This window comes from Actinomadura parmotrematis, from assembly GCF_019458805.1.
Taxonomy (GTDB): Bacteria; Actinomycetota; Actinomycetes; order Streptosporangiales; family Streptosporangiaceae; genus Spirillospora; species Spirillospora parmotrematis.
Window position 1 is genome coordinate 163,675 of record NZ_JAIBOA010000007.1, and the last position, 14,358, is coordinate 178,032.

14 protein-coding genes are annotated in these 14,358 nt (G+C 73.6%); 8 read left to right on the forward strand and 6 right to left on the reverse strand.

The features are described from left to right. The first annotated feature begins 80 nt into the window (after nucleotides 1-80). The 4 genes from K1Y72_RS13090 to K1Y72_RS13105 are packed head-to-tail and all read left to right on the forward strand — an operon-like array spanning nucleotide 81 to nucleotide 4,272. Nucleotides 81-1,328 carry an ABC transporter substrate-binding protein gene (locus tag K1Y72_RS13090; protein WP_220166461.1) on the forward strand — a complete coding sequence of 416 codons (1,248 nt, stop codon included), beginning with the start codon at nucleotides 81-83 and terminating at the stop codon, nucleotides 1,326-1,328. Next, nucleotides 1,325-2,227 (forward strand): carbohydrate ABC transporter permease, encoded by a 903-nt coding sequence (locus tag K1Y72_RS13095; RefSeq protein WP_308287043.1) that lies wholly within the window; start codon nucleotides 1,325-1,327, stop codon nucleotides 2,225-2,227. The genes K1Y72_RS13090 and K1Y72_RS13095 overlap by 4 nt, the downstream gene beginning before the upstream one ends. Then, a complete protein-coding gene (locus tag K1Y72_RS13100) occupies nucleotides 2,227-3,057 on the forward strand; it encodes a carbohydrate ABC transporter permease (protein WP_220166463.1) in 831 nt (276 codons plus the stop codon). Before K1Y72_RS13095 ends, K1Y72_RS13100 begins: the two co-directional genes overlap by 1 nt. 9 nt (nucleotides 3,058-3,066) lie before the next feature. Next, nucleotides 3,067-4,272, forward strand: coding sequence for an ABC transporter ATP-binding protein (locus K1Y72_RS13105; protein WP_220166465.1), 1,206 nt, complete (start codon nucleotides 3,067-3,069; stop codon nucleotides 4,270-4,272). A 10-nt stretch (nucleotides 4,273-4,282) separates the two neighbouring features. Here K1Y72_RS13105 and K1Y72_RS13110 read toward each other — a convergent pair whose 3' ends face one another. From K1Y72_RS13110 to fdhD, 3 genes are all read right to left on the reverse strand, one after another. After that, nucleotides 4,283-6,064 (reverse strand): SDR family oxidoreductase, encoded by a 1,782-nt coding sequence (locus tag K1Y72_RS13110; protein WP_220166674.1) that lies wholly within the window; start codon nucleotides 6,062-6,064, stop codon nucleotides 4,283-4,285. Between the two features lie 213 nt (nucleotides 6,065-6,277). Beyond that, nucleotides 6,278-7,213: a metal-dependent hydrolase gene (locus tag K1Y72_RS13115; RefSeq protein ID WP_220166468.1), complete on the reverse strand. Its 936-nt coding sequence runs from the start codon at nucleotides 7,211-7,213 to the stop codon at nucleotides 6,278-6,280. A gap of 196 nt (nucleotides 7,214-7,409) precedes the next feature. Then, on the reverse strand, nucleotides 7,410-8,222 hold the full coding sequence (gene fdhD, locus K1Y72_RS13120) for a formate dehydrogenase accessory sulfurtransferase FdhD (protein WP_220166470.1): 813 nt from the start codon (nucleotides 8,220-8,222) through the stop codon (nucleotides 7,410-7,412). 160 nt (nucleotides 8,223-8,382) lie between these two features. Between fdhD and K1Y72_RS13125 the strand changes: the two genes are divergently transcribed. Continuing rightward, the gene (locus K1Y72_RS13125; protein ID WP_220166472.1) at nucleotides 8,383-8,646 is read left to right on the forward strand and encodes a DUF4333 domain-containing protein; all 264 of its coding nucleotides are present in this window, start codon (nucleotides 8,383-8,385) and stop codon (nucleotides 8,644-8,646) included. Between the two features lie 30 nt (nucleotides 8,647-8,676). Here K1Y72_RS13125 and K1Y72_RS13130 read toward each other — a convergent pair whose 3' ends face one another. Continuing rightward, nucleotides 8,677-9,309 carry a trimeric intracellular cation channel family protein gene (locus tag K1Y72_RS13130; protein WP_220166474.1) on the reverse strand — a complete coding sequence of 211 codons (633 nt, stop codon included), beginning with the start codon at nucleotides 9,307-9,309 and terminating at the stop codon, nucleotides 8,677-8,679. Nucleotides 9,310-9,333: 24 nt separating this feature from the next. Further along, nucleotides 9,334-9,597, reverse strand: a complete 264-nt coding sequence (locus K1Y72_RS13135) for a DUF3099 domain-containing protein (protein ID WP_308287044.1) — start codon at nucleotides 9,595-9,597, stop codon at nucleotides 9,334-9,336. A gap of 26 nt (nucleotides 9,598-9,623) precedes the next feature. Here K1Y72_RS13135 and K1Y72_RS13140 point away from each other — a divergent pair, with 26 nt between their 5' ends. Both K1Y72_RS13140 and K1Y72_RS13145 read left to right on the forward strand, forming a co-directional pair. After that, the gene (locus K1Y72_RS13140) at nucleotides 9,624-10,379 is read left to right on the forward strand and encodes an SDR family oxidoreductase (RefSeq protein WP_220166478.1); all 756 of its coding nucleotides are present in this window, start codon (nucleotides 9,624-9,626) and stop codon (nucleotides 10,377-10,379) included. 90 nt (nucleotides 10,380-10,469) lie between these two features. Beyond that, nucleotides 10,470-11,147 carry a hypothetical protein gene (locus K1Y72_RS13145; RefSeq protein WP_220166479.1) on the forward strand — a complete coding sequence of 226 codons (678 nt, stop codon included), beginning with the start codon at nucleotides 10,470-10,472 and terminating at the stop codon, nucleotides 11,145-11,147. Nucleotides 11,148-11,220: 73 nt separating this feature from the next. On the opposite strand, the gene K1Y72_RS13150 is transcribed toward K1Y72_RS13145, so the two are convergent. Then, on the reverse strand, nucleotides 11,221-13,059 hold the full coding sequence (locus tag K1Y72_RS13150) for an AMP-dependent synthetase/ligase (RefSeq protein ID WP_220166482.1): 1,839 nt from the start codon (nucleotides 13,057-13,059) through the stop codon (nucleotides 11,221-11,223). Nucleotides 13,060-13,243: 184 nt separating this feature from the next. Here K1Y72_RS13150 and selD point away from each other — a divergent pair, with 184 nt between their 5' ends. Then, entirely contained in the window at nucleotides 13,244-14,245 is a 1,002-nt protein-coding gene (gene selD / locus K1Y72_RS13155; protein ID WP_372452887.1) for a selenide, water dikinase SelD, read from the forward strand. Nucleotides 14,246-14,358 lie beyond the last annotated feature (113 nt).

Below are 14,358 nucleotides of genomic sequence, written 5' to 3' on the forward strand. Positions count from 1 at the left end.
TAATGATTCGGTCACCGCAAGTGATCTTGGGGCGGGGGCCGGGTAGGTCGTCACCGCACGCCCGACGGAAGGGGGATCCGATGCGCACGCGCCGGACGACGGCGGCCCTCGCGGCCACCGCGCTCGCGGGCGGCCTGCTGGCCGGCTGCGGCTCGGACGACGGCGGCACCCCGACCGTCAACCTGTACAACGCGCCGCAGCAGAACCTCGCCAAGATCGTGGCGCGCTGCAACCAGCAGGCCAAGGGCCGCTACCGGATCGCGCTGAACACGCTGCCGCGCGGCGCCGACGACCAGCGCGAGCAGCTCGTCCGGCGCCTCGCCGCGGGCGACTCGGGCCTGGACGTGCTCGGCCTGGACGTCACCTGGACCGCCGAGCTCGCCGAGGCCGGCTGGATCCGCGAGTGGACCGGCGCCAACGCCGCGCAGGCGGTGCGCGGCACCCTCGCCGGGCCGCTGGACACCGCGACCTGGCAGGGCAAGCTGTACGCCGCGCCCTACAACAGCAACGTCCAGCTCCTCTGGTACCGCTCGGACCTCCTGCCCGAGCCGCCGGCCACCTGGAACGGCCTGATGGCGGCGTCGGCGAGGCTGGCCGCCGAGGGCAAGGCGCACTACGGGCAGGTCACCGGCGCCCAGTACGAGGGCATCGTCGTCTGGTTCAACAGCCTGGTCATGTCGGCGGGCGGCCGCATCCTCAGCCAGAACGGCGAGCGCGTCGATCTCGGCGCGCCCGCCCTGAAGGCGCTGCAGACGATGCGCGCGTTCGCCCGCTCCAAGGCCGCCGACCCGTCGCTGTCCAACACCAAGGAGGACGAGGCGCGGCTCGCGGTGGAGTCCGGCACCAGCGCCTACGAGATCAACTGGCCGTTCGTGTACGCCTCGATGGCCGAGAACAAGCCGAAGATGCTGCCGAACTTCAAGTGGGCGCCCTACCCGGGCATCGACGGCAAGGGCCGCGCGCCGCTCGGCGGCGCCAACTTCGGCGTCAGCGCCTACAGCAAGCACCCCGAGGCGTCGTTCGCCGCGGCGCTCTGCCTGCGCGATCCCGAGAGCCAGCGGATCGCCGCGACCGAGGACGGCCTGCCGCCGTCCACCGAGTCGGTCTACGACGCCGAGGGCATGGCGAAGGCGTACCCGATGAAGCAGGCGATCCTGGACGCGCTGAAGACCGCCGCGCCCCGCCCGAAGACCCCCACCTACCAGAACGTGTCGACGGTGACGGCGGTCGCGCTGTCGCCGCCGCGCTCGATCGACCCGCCCCGCACGCTGTCGACGCTGCGCTCGCAGATCACCGACGCGCTGCAGAGCAAGGGGGTGCTCCCGTGAGCCCGAAGGCAACGGTCAGCGAGGGCCGCCGCAGCGAGCGCAAGCTCGGCTGGTGGCTCTGCGCGCCGGCCGCGATCGTCATGCTGGCCGTCACCGGCTGGCCCATCGTCTACTCGGTGCTGCTCTCGCTGCAGCGCTACGACCTGCGCTTTCCGGGCCGCAAGGCGTGGATCGGGCTGGAGAACTACGGCACGGTCCTCACCAGCTCGTTCTGGTGGACCGCGTTCGGCGTCACCCTGCTGATCACCGTGGTCAGCGTGCTGATCGAGCTGGTGCTCGGGATGGCGATCGCGGTCGTGATGTACCGCACGCTCCTCGGCAGGGGCCTGGTCCGCACGGTGGTGCTGATCCCGTACGGCATCGTCACGGTCGCCGCGGCCTACGGCTGGAAGTACGCCTGGACGCCGGGCACCGGCTGGCTCGCCGGGCTGCTGCCCGACGGCAGCGCCCCGCTCACCCAGCACTGGCCGGCGATCTTCATCATCATCCTCGCCGAGGTGTGGAAGACCACCCCGTTCATGGCGCTGCTGCTGATGGCGGGCCTCGCGCTGGTGCCCGAGGACGCGCTGAAGGCCGCGTCCATGGACGGCGCGTCGGCCTGGCAGCGGTTCCGGATGATCACGCTGCCGCTGATGAAGCCGGCGATCGTGTCCGCGCTGCTGTTCCGCATCCTGGACGCGTTCCGCATCTTCGACAACATCTACGTGCTGACCAACGGGGCGTCCGACACCTCCTCGGTGTCGGTGATCGCCTACCACAACCTGATCGGCGGCCTGAACCTCGGCATCGGCTCCACCATGTCGGTGCTGATCTTCCTGGCCGTGGCGATCATCGCGTTCGCGTTCGTGAAGGGGCTCGGCGCGTCGGCGCCCGGGCAGGGCACCGGAGGGCGGCGCTGATGGCCGGCGGAGGCGGGCGGACGGCCCGGTGGAGCGTCATCAACCTGGTCGTGCTGCTGTACGCGCTGATCCCGGTGGCGTGGATCGCGTCCCTGTCGTTCAAGGACCCGAGCAGCATCACCGACGGGTCGTTCTGGCCGCGCAAGTGGACCTGGTCGAACTACACCGGCATCTTCCACAACGACGACTTCGTCCGCGGCCTGATCAACTCGATCGGGATCGGGCTGATCTCCACGGTGATCGCGATCGTGATCGGCACGATGGCCGCCTACGCCATCGCCCGGCTGGAGTTCCCCGGCAAGACCGCGATGCTCGGCATGTCGCTGCTGATCGCGATGTTCCCGCAGATCTCGCTGGTGACGCCGCTGTTCCAGATCGAGCGGTCGCTCGGGCTGTTCGACACCTGGCCCGGCCTCATCCTGCCCTACATCACCTTCGCGCTGCCGCTCACCATCTACACCCTGTCCACGTTCTTCCAGGAGATCCCCTGGGACCTGGAGAAGGCCGCGAAGATGGACGGCGCCACCCCGTTCCAGGCGTTCCGCATGGTGATCGCGCCGCTGGCGACGCCGGGCGTCGTCACGACCGCGATCCTGGCGTTCATCGTGTGCTGGAACGACTTCCTGTTCGCGATCTCGCTGACCTCCTCCAGCCGGGCGCGGACGGCGCCCGCCACGATCTCGTTCTTCACGGGCAGCTCCCAGTTCGAGGACCCGACCGGGTCGATCGCCGCCGCGGCCATCGTGATCACGGTGCCGATCGTGCTGTTCGTGCTGTTGTTCCAGCGCCGGATCGTGTCCGGCCTGACGTCCGGAGCGGTGAAGGGATGACGACCTGCCATGGCTGAGATCGTTCTGGCCGGGGTGACCAAGCGGTACCCCGACGGCACCACGGCGGTCGACCGCTTCGACCTGACCATCGCCGACGGCGAGTTCATCATCCTGGTCGGGCCGTCGGGGTGCGGCAAGTCCACCACCCTCAACATGATCGCTGGGCTGGAGGACATCACCGAGGGCGAGCTGCGCATCGACGGCGCGGCCGTCAACGACAAGGCGCCGCGCGACCGCGACATCGCGATGGTGTTCCAGTCCTACGCGCTCTACCCGCACATGTCGGTGCGCGAGAACATCGCCTTCCCGCTGCGGCTCGCCAAGGTCGACAAGGCCGCCGCGGCCGCCAAGGTGGAGGAGGCGGCGCGGATGCTGGACCTGCACGAGCTGCTGGACCGCAAGCCCGCCGCCCTGTCGGGCGGCCAGCGCCAGCGCGTCGCGATGGGCCGCGCCATCGTGCGCGACCCGAAGGCGTTCCTCATGGACGAGCCGCTGTCGAACCTGGACGCCAAGCTGCGCGTCCAGATGCGCACCACGATCTCGCGGCTGCAGAAGCGCCTCGGCACCACCACCGTGTACGTCACCCACGACCAGACCGAGGCGATGACGCTCGGCGACCGGATCGTGCTGATGCGCCGGGGCCTGGTCCAGCAGGTCGGGTCGCCCGAGGAGCTCTACCACCACCCGCGCAACCTGTTCGTCGCCGGGTTCATCGGGTCGCCGTCGATGAACTTCCTGCCGGCCGAGGTCGACGGCGACGCGCTCACCACCGTCATCGGCACCGTCCCGCTGACCGAGCGGATGCGGCGCGGCCTCGCCGAGCACGGCTCGCCCCGCCGGGTCATCCTCGGCATCCGTCCCGAGGCGCTGGAGGACGCCTCCCTCGGCGGGCAGGGCGGCGCGACGGCCCTCGGCGGCGCAGCCGAGGTCACTTTCACCGGCCGGGTGGACATCCTGGAGGACCTCGGCGCGGAGAAGTACGCCTACATCAACCTGGGCGAGGCGGGCGCGATCGCGTCCGAGCACCTCGCCGAGGCGTTCCAGGGCAACGAGACCGAGGACGGGCAGGTGCAGCTCGTCGCGCGGATCGCCGCGGACTCGCCGGCCCGCGAAGGGCGGGACGTCACCCTGGCCTACGACCCCGAGGCGGTGCACATCTTCGAGCCCGACAGCGGCGCCAACCTGACCGAGGCCGTGGCCGCCGGCGTCGCCTGACCGGGCGGCCTCAGCCGATCCTCAGCCGCGCGAGGAGCCGCATCAGCCCGGGGGAGACCCGCGCCAGCACGCGTCCGGCGCGGGCCTCGGGCGTCACCGGCACGACGGCGCGGTCCCGCAGGACGGCCGTCACGATCCTCGCGGCGACCTTGTCGGGCCCGTACCCGCGCAGCGCGTACGCCTTCGCGGCGCGGGCGCGGGCGGCGTCCTGCTCGGCGGCGGACCCGCCCGCGAGCCGGAAGGTCCGGGTGATGCCGGTGTTCACCACGCCGGGACAGATCGCGGTGACGCCGATGCCCTCGCCCTTCAGCTCGGCGCGCAGGCACTCGCTGAGCATCAGCACCGCGGCCTTGCTGGTGGAGTAGGCGGGCAGCGCCCGCGACGGGGTGTAGGCCGCCGCCGAGGCGATGTTGACGATGTGGCCGCCCTGCCCGTGCTCGGCCATCCGCGCCCCGAACAGCCGCGACCCGTGGACGACGCCCCACAGGTTCACGCCGAGCACCTGCCGCCAGTCGTCCTCGGTGTGGTCGAGGAACGGGCCGGCCATGCCGATCCCGGCGTTGTTGACCACGACCTCGGGGACGCCGTGCTCGTGCAGCACCGCCTTGGCGAAGTCCTCCATGGCGGAGGCGTCCGACACGTCCACCCGGACGGCGTGGGCGGCGGGGCCGAGCAGCCCCACGAGCTCGGCGGTGCGCTGCGCCGCCGGCAGGTCGACGTCGGCGGCGACGATCTCGGCGCCGCGCTCGGCGAAGGCGAGCGCGGTCGCGCGGCCGATGCCGCCGCCCGCGCCGGTGACCACCACCAGCGACCCGTCGAAGGGCCGCCGCCCCGGCCGGACGGCCGCGCGCCGCACCGCGCGCTCCTCGGCGGCGCCCAGCGCGCCGCCGGTGGCGGCGGCGGCGTGCTCGCCGATCCATCGGGCGACCACGTCCGCGTGGCTGCGCACCACCCAGTGCCCGGCGGCGATCGTCCGGAGCGACAGGTTCGGCGCGCGCCCCGCGAGCCCGCCGACCAGGTGCGGCGACACGAACAGGTCGCGCGTCGGCACGATGACCTGCGTCGGCACGTCGGTGCGCCGGTCCCGCGGGCGCCGCAGCCGCTGCAGCATGTTGGCCCGGTACAGGGCGACGCCCGCGGCGCCGTCGCGGCCGAGCGTCGGGGCCGGATGCCGCCCGTCCGGGACGACGCCCTCGCCCAGCTCCAGCGCGTGGCCGAACGGCCGGCCGAGCCCGGCCCGCCACAGCAGCCCGGGGACCAGGGGCGTCTGGAAGAAGTAGATGTACCAGGACCGCAGCATCTGCCCGAGCGCCGCCTTGAGGTTCCGCGGCGTCGGGCGGCGCAGGTTGCGGCGCATCCAGTGCCCCACGTGGTCCAGGGACGGCCCCGAGATCGACGTGAACGACGCGAACCGCTCCGGCATCGTGCAGGCGGCCTCCCACGCCTGGATGGAGCCCCAGTCGTGCCCGACCAGGTGCACCTTCTTGCGGTCGGGCGCGGTCGCGTCCAGCACCGCGGCGAGGTCGGCCGTCAGGTAGTCGAGGGTGTAGCGGCGGCGGCCGGCCGGCCGCGACGACGCCCCGGCGCCCCGCACGTCGTAGCGCACCACATGGAACCGGCCGGCGAGCCGGCCCGCGACGCCGTCCCACACCGCGTGGGTGTCGGGGTAGCCGTGCAGCAGCACCAGGGTCGGCGCGGCCGGGTCGCCCTGCTCGTACACGGCCAGGTCGACCCCGTCACCGCGCACCCGACGCACCCGCACCGGCGGGACGTTATTAGACACGCCGTACATTAAGCGCCCTTTTCCCGGTCCGGTCAAGTCGGACACGCCGCCGGTCCGAAAACCCTTTCGGCGACCTCGCCCCGCACGCGAGTGCGCTACCTGACCGGCGGGGGCGAAGCCGAAGGCGAGCCCCCGCCGGTCAGATCGCGAAGCGATGTCGCACTCGCCGAGGCATGGTCAAGGTGCGAGCCGCCAGGCGAGCGCCTTGGGCCAGGACTCCAATTAATACGGATCGTAGCCCGCGGCCTGGGCGGCGGGGGAGTGGAGCAGGTACTCGAGGGCGCGGGGGGTGGAGCAGACCTGGGAGGGGTGGTGGGAGGGGCGCAGGTAGACGGGGGCCTCGCCGAGGAGGAGCTTGAAGATGCCGGGGATGTGGCCCTTGCGGACCGAGCGGCGGTAGGCGAGGACGAGGCGCGGGAGGCCGGGGCGGCGGCCGACCTGGGGGTCCTGCTTCAGCAGGTAGAGGGAGCCGCCGATGAGGGCGTAGTAGAGGAAGGCGAGCGAGACGACCCAGGCGAACACGCGGGTGGGGTAGCGGCCGCCGACGGCCTTGTAGACGTCGAAGACGACGGAGCGGTGCTCGACCTCCTCGGCGCCGTGCCAGCGGAGCAGGTCGAGCATGGTGGGGTCGACGCCGGCCGCGTCGAGCCGCTCGTTGTCCATGATCCACTGGCCGAGCACGGCGGTGTAGTGCTCGATGGAGGCGACGGCGGCGAGCTCGAAGCGGAGCCGGCGGCGCCAGGCGCGCGGGTTCTTCTCCTTGAGCGCCGCCATCATGGCGGGGCGCTCGGCGTTGCCCTTGGCGCCCGCCTCGGTGATCTTGGAGACGTCGATGCCGTTGGCGGCCAGGATCTGGTCGAGGACGCCCTGGTGGGAGCGGGCGTGCACCATCTCCTGGCCGATGAAGCCGCGGATCTCCTCCAGCAGCTTCGCGTCCTTGATGTAGGGGCGGGCGTCCTTGACGCACTGGATGAACCACTTCTCGCCCTCGGGCAGGACGATGTGGAACGAGTTGATGATGTGGGTGGCGAGGGGGTCCCCGGGGATCCAGTGCAGCGGCGTCTTCGTCCAGTCGAACGAGACGCGGCGCGCCTTGATGGGCGGGTGCCGTTCGTCGATGTCGAACGCGGCGCCGTCGGAGGTCAGGGGCCGGGTCATTCCCTCTCCTTCACCGGTTGCGGGCAGTGGCGTTACCGAAGAGTACAGAGTTCACTTTCGTGCCACAGCCCCCCATGAGGAACGCATTTCAGAAGGCGGAACTCTTGTCCGCAGACCCACATCGGGCGCCCGCTCCTTGTGCCTGCGGTGACAATTCGTCCCGCCGGGGTGACGGGCCGTCCCCCGTCCGGGGGCCTCAGACGGCGATCCGCCGCGCCCCGGTGTAGACGTTCATCGTCTCGCCGCGCAGGAAGCCGACGAGGGTCATGCCGGCGTCCTCGGCGAGGTCGACGGCGAGGGAGGAGGGCGCCGAGACGGCGGCGAGGACCGGGACGCCGGCCTGCATGGCCTTCTGGGTCAGCTCGAAGGAGGCGCGGCCCGACACCATCAGGACGTGGCCGGTGAGCGGCAGCAGGTCCTTGCGGAGGGCGTGGCCGACGACCTTGTCGACGGCGTTGTGGCGGCCGACGTCCTCGCGGGCGGCGAGCAGGGCGCCGTCCGGGCCGAACAGGCCGGCGGCGTGCAGGCCGCCGGTGCGGTCGAAGACGCGCTGGGCCTCGCGCAGGCGGTCCGGCAGGGCGGCGAGGGCGGCTGGCGTCAGCGTCAGCGGGTCGGCGGCGACGTCGTAGGGGCGGTCGTCGCGGAGCGCCTCGATGCTGGACTTGCCGCAGACCCCGCACGCGCTGGTGGTGGTGAAGGCCCGCGTCGCGAGGGCGTCCGGCGGCGGCACGTGGGGGGCGAGGACGACGTCCAGGACGTTCTGCTCCACGGTGTCGGCGCAGTAGCGCATGCCGACGACGTCGCCGGCGGCGGCGATGATCCCCTCGGCGGCGAGGAAGCCGGTGACGAGGTCGAAGTCGTCGCCGGGGGTGCGCATGGTGAGGGTGAGCGGGGCGCCGCCGACCCTGATCTCCAGCGGTTCCTCGACCGCGAGGGTGTCGGGGCGCCGCCCCGCGGTCCCGGCGGCGCCGAGCCGCAGCACGGGTCGGCGAACGGTGATCCTGCCCATGCCGGGACCGTACCCCCTTCGGGGCGGCTGTCCCCTTCCGGCGTCCCTGCGCGTCCGGGACGCCGCGCCCTGGCGTCCGGGCGGGGGCGGGACGCACGATCGGAGGGTGTCGGAACGCCCCGGTGCCCCGGGGCGACACGGTGACGGGGAGAGAAGAACCATGCGCAAGTTCCTGGTCGTGCCCGCCCTGCTGGGCGCCGCCGCGTTCGCCGCGGCGGGCTGCCAGATCGGCGACAAGACGGTGTCGCACGACAAGGTCGAGCAGCAGATCAACGCCAAGCTCGGGCTGAGCGCGTCGTGCCCGGACGATCTGAAGGGGAAGGTGGGCGCGTCGGTCACCTGCACCGCCGGGAACCGGACGGTCACCGTCACGGTGACGTCGGTGGAGGGCGACACGGTGAAGTTCGACATGAAGGCCGCCTAGCCCGCGGCCCGGCGGCGGGCGCCCGGCGCGCTACGGCCGGTCGGTGACCCCGCGGGGGCGCGGGGTGCGCCAGCCGTAGCGCATCGCCAGCGCGCGCAGCGCGAAGGCGAGCGCGGCCGCGGCGGCGGTGACGGCCGAGCCGTGCAGGTCGGCGGCCCAGCCCGCCGCGACGGCGGCCGCGCCGACCAGGGCGGGCAGCGCGTACAGCTGGCGGTCGTAGAGGACCGAGGGGATCTGGCCGCTCAGCATGTCGCGCAGGACGCCGCCGCCGATGGCGGTGATGACGCCGAGCAGCACCGCGTGCAGCGGCGACAGGCCGTGCTCCAGCGCCTTGGTGGTGCCGGTGGCGCAGAACAGGCCGAGGCCCGCGGCGTCGAAGAACATGACGGCGGGCATGAGCCGGGCCACCTGCGGATGCCAGTGGAAGACCAGCACGGTGGCGGCGAGCGGGGTGAGCACGTAGCCGAGGCTGGTGAAGGCGGCGGGCGGGACGGCGCCGATGACCAGGTCGCGCACGATGCCGCCGCCGAGCGCGGTGATCTCGGCGAGCACGACCATGCCGACGACGTCGAGGCGCTGGCGCACGGCGGCCAGCGCTCCCGACAGCGCGAACACGAAGATCCCCAGCAGGTCCAGCAGCGTCTGGACGCCCAGCTCCCTCATGCGCCGATCATCCCGCGCGCGGGGTCAGTCGCGGCGCTGCCACCCCCGGTTGGCGACGATCGCCGCGAGCGGCGGGAGCACCATCGCGACCAGCGCCATCACCAGCGCGGCGGCGGTCGAGAAGTGCACCACCACCGTCCCGGCGAGCACGAACAGGATGAGGCAGGTGCCCATCATGACCGCGTAGGCCACCTTGCGGCGCTCCATGGGGTCCACGCTACGCCGCGGTGCCGGGCGGCCCGCGCCCCGCTCTCTACCGACCAGTCGGTATGGTCGGGGGGTCAGCACGACCGCAGAGAACGGAGACGGGCGCGATGGACCTGTTCAGCCTGGCCGGCAAGACCGCGCTGGTGACCGGCGGCACCCGGGGCATCGGCCTGATGATCGCCCGCGGCCTGCTCCAGGCGGGCGCCGCCAAGGTCTACATCAGCTCCCGCAAGCCCGAGGCGTGCGAGAAGGCGGCGGCCGAGCTCGCCGAGTTCGGCACCGTCGTGCCGGTCCCCGCCGACATCAGCACCGAGGACGCGTGCGTGCGGCTCGCCGAGGCGGTGGACGGCCCGCTGCACGTGCTCGTCAACAACGCGGGCGCGACGTGGGGCGCGCCGCTCGCCGAGTTCCCCGCCTCGGCGTGGGACAAGGTCGTGGACCTGAACCTCAAGGCGCCGTTCTTCCTCACCCGCGCGCTGCTGCCGAAGCTGCGCGCGGCCGCCACCTCTGACGACCCGGCCCGCGTCATCAACATCGGGTCGATCGACGGCATCATGACGCCCGGCGAGCGCTACTCCTACACCGCGAGCAAGGCCGGCGTGCACCAGCTCACCCGGGTGCTGGCCAAGGAGCTCGGCCCCGAGGCGATCACCGTGAACGCGGTCGCGCCCGGCCCGTTCGAGTCCAAGATGATGGCCGCCACGCTGGACGCGTTCGGCGACGTCATCGCCTCTACCGTCCCGCTGCGCCGCATCGGCCGCCCCGACGACATGGCGGGCGTGGCGGTCTTCCTCGCCAGCCGCGCCGGCGCCTACGTCAACGGTGCGGTGATCCCGGTGGACGGCGGCCTCACCACTCTGTAGCCCCCGCCCCCGAGTCCCCGCCGCGCGGCCCGGCCGGACCGGGACGCCGGCCTCATGATCGGGACGGGCCGGGACGGCCAGCCTGGCGCCATGAGCATCCGACGAACGGGCACGCGGCGCAGGGGGACGGGACCGGCGGCGGCCGGAGCGCTGGCCGGGGCGGCCGCCGCCGCGCTGGCGGCGGGGGCGCTGGCGGGCTGCCAGGTGCGCGCGGGGGCGGTCGCGACCGGCGAGCCGACCCCCGTCCGGGCGAGCACCCCCGCCCAGGCCGGGGACACCGGCGCGCCGGCGGCCGGGGCCACCGCCCCCTCCAGCGGGCTGCCGGAGACCGCGGGCGGCTACACCCGCGACCACGACGCCGAGCGGCGCGAGGCCGCCGCGCTCCTGGACGTGCAGAACGACCCGCCGTCCGACGGGCCGAAGTACGCGCTCGGCCCGCTGACGACCGGCATCTACGCCGAGCCCGGCGGCGCGTCCGGGCTCGGGGAGATCCTCGTGGTGCGCGCCGAGGGCGACTTCCCCGACACCGGCGCGGCGATGACCGACTTCACCGCGCGCGTCCGCGCCCAGGGCGCCGAGCTGACGCCGGTGGACCCCGGCGCGGGCGGCGGGTCGGCCGGCTGCACGACCCGGGAGACGCAGGGCGGCGCCGCCAAGGCGGTCTGCTACCTGGTGGACGCGACGACGCTGCTGGTGGTGAGCTCGGCGGGGACGGCGGAGGCGACCGGCGCGGCCCTCGCCCGGATGCATCCGGACCTGAGGACGTGAGGAGCGCGCCGGCCGCCGCCGGGGGAGGGGCGCCGCCGGAGGCGGGCGGCCGGCCCTCGTGCCGGCCTCCGGGTCAGCCCTCGTAGAGGCCGTCGATGGAGTCCTGGTACTTGGCGTGCACGACGCGCCGCTTCAGCTTCAGCGTCGGGGTGAGCTCCTCGCTCTCGGCGGTCCACTCGGCGGGCAGCAGCCGCCACCGCTTGACCTGCTGGACGCGGGCGAGCCGCTCGTTGGCGTCGGCGACGGCCTGGGCGACCTCGGCGAGCACCACCGGATGCTCGGCGAGGGCGGCGAGGTCGGTGGTGTCCACGCCGTGCGCGGCCGCCCAGACCGGCGCGACCTCGCCGTCCAGGGTGATGAGCGCGACGACGTAGGGGCGGCGGTCGCCGAAGGCGAGCGCCTGGCCGACGAGCGGGTGCTCCTTCAGATGGTTCTCGATCATCGAGGGGGCGATGTTCTCGCCGCCGGCGGTGATGATGATCTCCTTCTTGCGGTCCACCACGCGCAGGAACCCGTCCTCGTCGAGGACGCCGATGTCGCCGGTGTGCACCCAGCCGTCCTCGTCGATGAGGTCGGCGGTCGCCGCGGGGCGGTTCAGGTAGCCGGGGGTGCAGGTCGCGCCGCGCACCAGGATCTCGCCGTCCTCGGCGAGCCTCAGGTCGACGCCGGGGAAGGCGCGGCCGACGGTGCCGAGCTTGAAGGCGTCGTCGAGGTTGGCGGTGATGGCGCCGGTCGTCTCGGTCATCCCGTAGGCGTCGAAGATCTTCAGGCCGAGGCCGGCGAAGAACCGGGCGACCTCCTCGGGCAGCGGCGCGGCGGCGCTGGAGGCCTGCACGACGCGGTCCAGGCCGAGCAGCGCCCGCATCGGGGCGAGGACGGCGGCGTCGGCGGCCGCGAACGCCTCGGCGGCGCCCGGCGCCGGGGTGTTGCCGTACTCCTGGCCGGTGACGTGGGCGCGGCCGGCGTCGAGGGCGCCCCGGACGGCGTCCTTCTTGGCCTGGTCGGTCTCGGCCGCGAGCACCGCCTGGATGCCCGCCATGATCTTCTCCCAGACGCGCGGGACGCCGAAGAACCCGTGCGGGCGGGCCTCCCGCAGCACGGCGGTGAGCTGCGCGGGGTCGGGGCAGAAGTAGATGTGCGCGGCGCGGGTGAGCGGCAGGTAGTAGCTGAGGACGCGGTCGGCGATGTGCGCGAACGGCAGGTAGGAGATGCCGACGCTGTGCTCGGGCAGCACCGAGGCGCCCTCGACCAGCGCCGACTCGTGCAGCACCATCGCGTGCGTGATCCGCACGCCCTTGGGGTTGCCGGTGGTGCCGGAGGTGTAGAGCAGGGTGACGGTGTCGCCGGGCTCCAGCGCGGCGCCGCGCGCCTCGATCGCGGCGGCGTCCTCGGCGAGCCGGGCCCGGCCGAGCTCGGCGAAGTCCGCCCAGCTGACGAACCGGTCGTCGCCCGCGGGGACGACCGCCGCGTCGAGGACGATCACCTTGCCGAGCGCGGGCAGCTCGTCCAGGGCGGGCAGCCAGCGGTCGAGCTGCTCGCGGCCGGCCAGGACGGCGACGCGGGCCGCGCAGTCGCCCGCCACGAACGCGATCTGGTCGGGCGCGAGGGTGGCGTAGACGGTCGTCGGGACGGCGCCCGCGTGCACCGCGCCGAGATCGGCGATCACGTGCTCGGAGCGGTTCGGCATCATCAGCGCGACGACGTCGCCGCGCTCCAGCCCGAGCGCGGCGAACCCGGCCGCCGCCTCCAGCGCGCGGGCGCGCAGGTCGCTCCAGGTGAGCGTGGTCCAGCCGTCCGGCCCCTTGTCGGAGTAGGCGGGCAGCCCGCCGTGCTCGGCGGCTGTGTCGGCGAGGGCGGACACGATCGTCCGTCCCTCCGGCGAGCGTCGCACCTTCGTAGCGGCCTGCCCCATGTTCGCGCCCCTCGCGTCTCCTCGGCGGCGCCGCCGGTCCGGCGGCGATGCAAGTAATCACTTGCTGAGGGGCATCGCACCATGCCGAACGGGGTTCGGACAAGGGGCCCGGCCGGGCGGTGACCGGATCCGTACCGTCTGTTTCTTGATCATTAAAGCGGTATGTGAGATACCTTCGGCTGTGATCGGCGATCCGGCGGCCACCCGCCTCACCCAGTACGCGCACGGCGGCGGCTGCGCCTGCAAGCTCCCGCCGGGCGAGCTGGAGCGGGTCGTGGCCGGCCTCACCGCCCCCGCCGGCGGGGCGGACGGCCGGCTGCTGATCGGCGCCGAGGACGGCGACGACGCCGCCGTCCTGCGGGTGTCGGACGGCACCGCCGTCGTCTCCACCGCCGACTTCTTCACCCCCGTCGTCGACGACGCCTACGACTGGGGCCGCATCGCCGCCGCCAACGCCCTGTCGGACGTCTACGCCGTCGGCGGCACCCCGGTCATGGCCCTCAACCTGCTCGGCTGGCCGCGCGACGCGCTGCCCGCCGAGCTCGCCCGCGAGGTGCTGCGCGGCGGCCGGGACGCGGCCGCCCGCGCGGGCTGCCCGATCGCCGGCGGCCACAGCATCGACGACCCCGAGCCGAAGTACGGGCTCGCCGTCACCGGCCTCGCCGACCCCGACCGGCTGCTCCGCCTGGACGCCGGCCGGGCGGGCGTCCCCCTGTCGCTGACCAAGCCGCTCGGCATCGGCGTGCTGAACGCCCGCCACAAGGCCACCGGCGAGGTGTTCCCGCAGGCCGTCGAGGTGATGACCGCCCTCAACGACACCGCCTCCACGCTCGCCCTGGCGGCGGGCGCGACCGCCGCGACCGACGTCACCGGCTTCGGGCTGCTCGGGCACCTGTACAAGCTGGCCCGCGCGAGCGGCGTCAGCGCCGTCGTGGACGCGGCCGCCGTGCCCTACCTGGAGGGCGCCCGCGAGGCGGCGCGCGACGGGTTCGTGCCGGGCGGCAGCCGCCGCAACCTGGCCTGGGTCGCCCCGCACACCGACTTCGGGCGGATCGCCGAGCTGGAGCGGCTCCTGCTCGCCGACGCGCAGACCTCCGGCGGCCTGCTCGTCGCCGGGGAGGTGCCGGGCGCCCCGGTGATCGGCGAGCTGGTCGCCCGCACCCGCAGCACCCTCGTCGTCCGCTGAGGGGCCGCCCCGCGGCGCGCGTGTTGATCATTACGATCCGTGATGATCGCAGGTCGTGTCAGTGATCGACTCACGGGGTATGTCGTGCTTGACGGGTTCGCGCCTGCGGGCCC

What these genes read in the sequence shown, in the direction of transcription:
- K1Y72_RS13090 (WP_220166461.1), top strand. Translation starts at nt 81, where the DNA reads ATGCGCACGCGCCGGACGACGGCGGCCCTCGCGGCCACCGCGCTCGCG.
- K1Y72_RS13100 (WP_220166463.1), top strand. Translation starts at nt 2,227, where the DNA reads ATGGCCGGCGGAGGCGGGCGGACGGCCCGGTGGAGCGTCATCAACCTG.
- K1Y72_RS13105 (WP_220166465.1), top strand. Translation starts at nt 3,067, where the DNA reads ATGGCTGAGATCGTTCTGGCCGGGGTGACCAAGCGGTACCCCGACGGC.
- K1Y72_RS13110 (WP_220166674.1), bottom strand. Translation starts at nt 6,064, where the DNA reads ATGTACGGCGTGTCTAATAACGTCCCGCCGGTGCGGGTGCGTCGGGTG.
- K1Y72_RS13115 (WP_220166468.1), bottom strand. Translation starts at nt 7,213, where the DNA reads ATGACCCGGCCCCTGACCTCCGACGGCGCCGCGTTCGACATCGACGAA.
- fdhD (WP_220166470.1), bottom strand. Translation starts at nt 8,222, where the DNA reads ATGGGCAGGATCACCGTTCGCCGACCCGTGCTGCGGCTCGGCGCCGCC.
- K1Y72_RS13125 (WP_220166472.1), top strand. Translation starts at nt 8,383, where the DNA reads ATGCGCAAGTTCCTGGTCGTGCCCGCCCTGCTGGGCGCCGCCGCGTTC.
- K1Y72_RS13130 (WP_220166474.1), bottom strand. Translation starts at nt 9,309, where the DNA reads ATGAGGGAGCTGGGCGTCCAGACGCTGCTGGACCTGCTGGGGATCTTC.
- K1Y72_RS13140 (WP_220166478.1), top strand. Translation starts at nt 9,624, where the DNA reads ATGGACCTGTTCAGCCTGGCCGGCAAGACCGCGCTGGTGACCGGCGGC.
- K1Y72_RS13145 (WP_220166479.1), top strand. Translation starts at nt 10,470, where the DNA reads ATGAGCATCCGACGAACGGGCACGCGGCGCAGGGGGACGGGACCGGCG.
- K1Y72_RS13150 (WP_220166482.1), bottom strand. Translation starts at nt 13,059, where the DNA reads ATGGGGCAGGCCGCTACGAAGGTGCGACGCTCGCCGGAGGGACGGACG.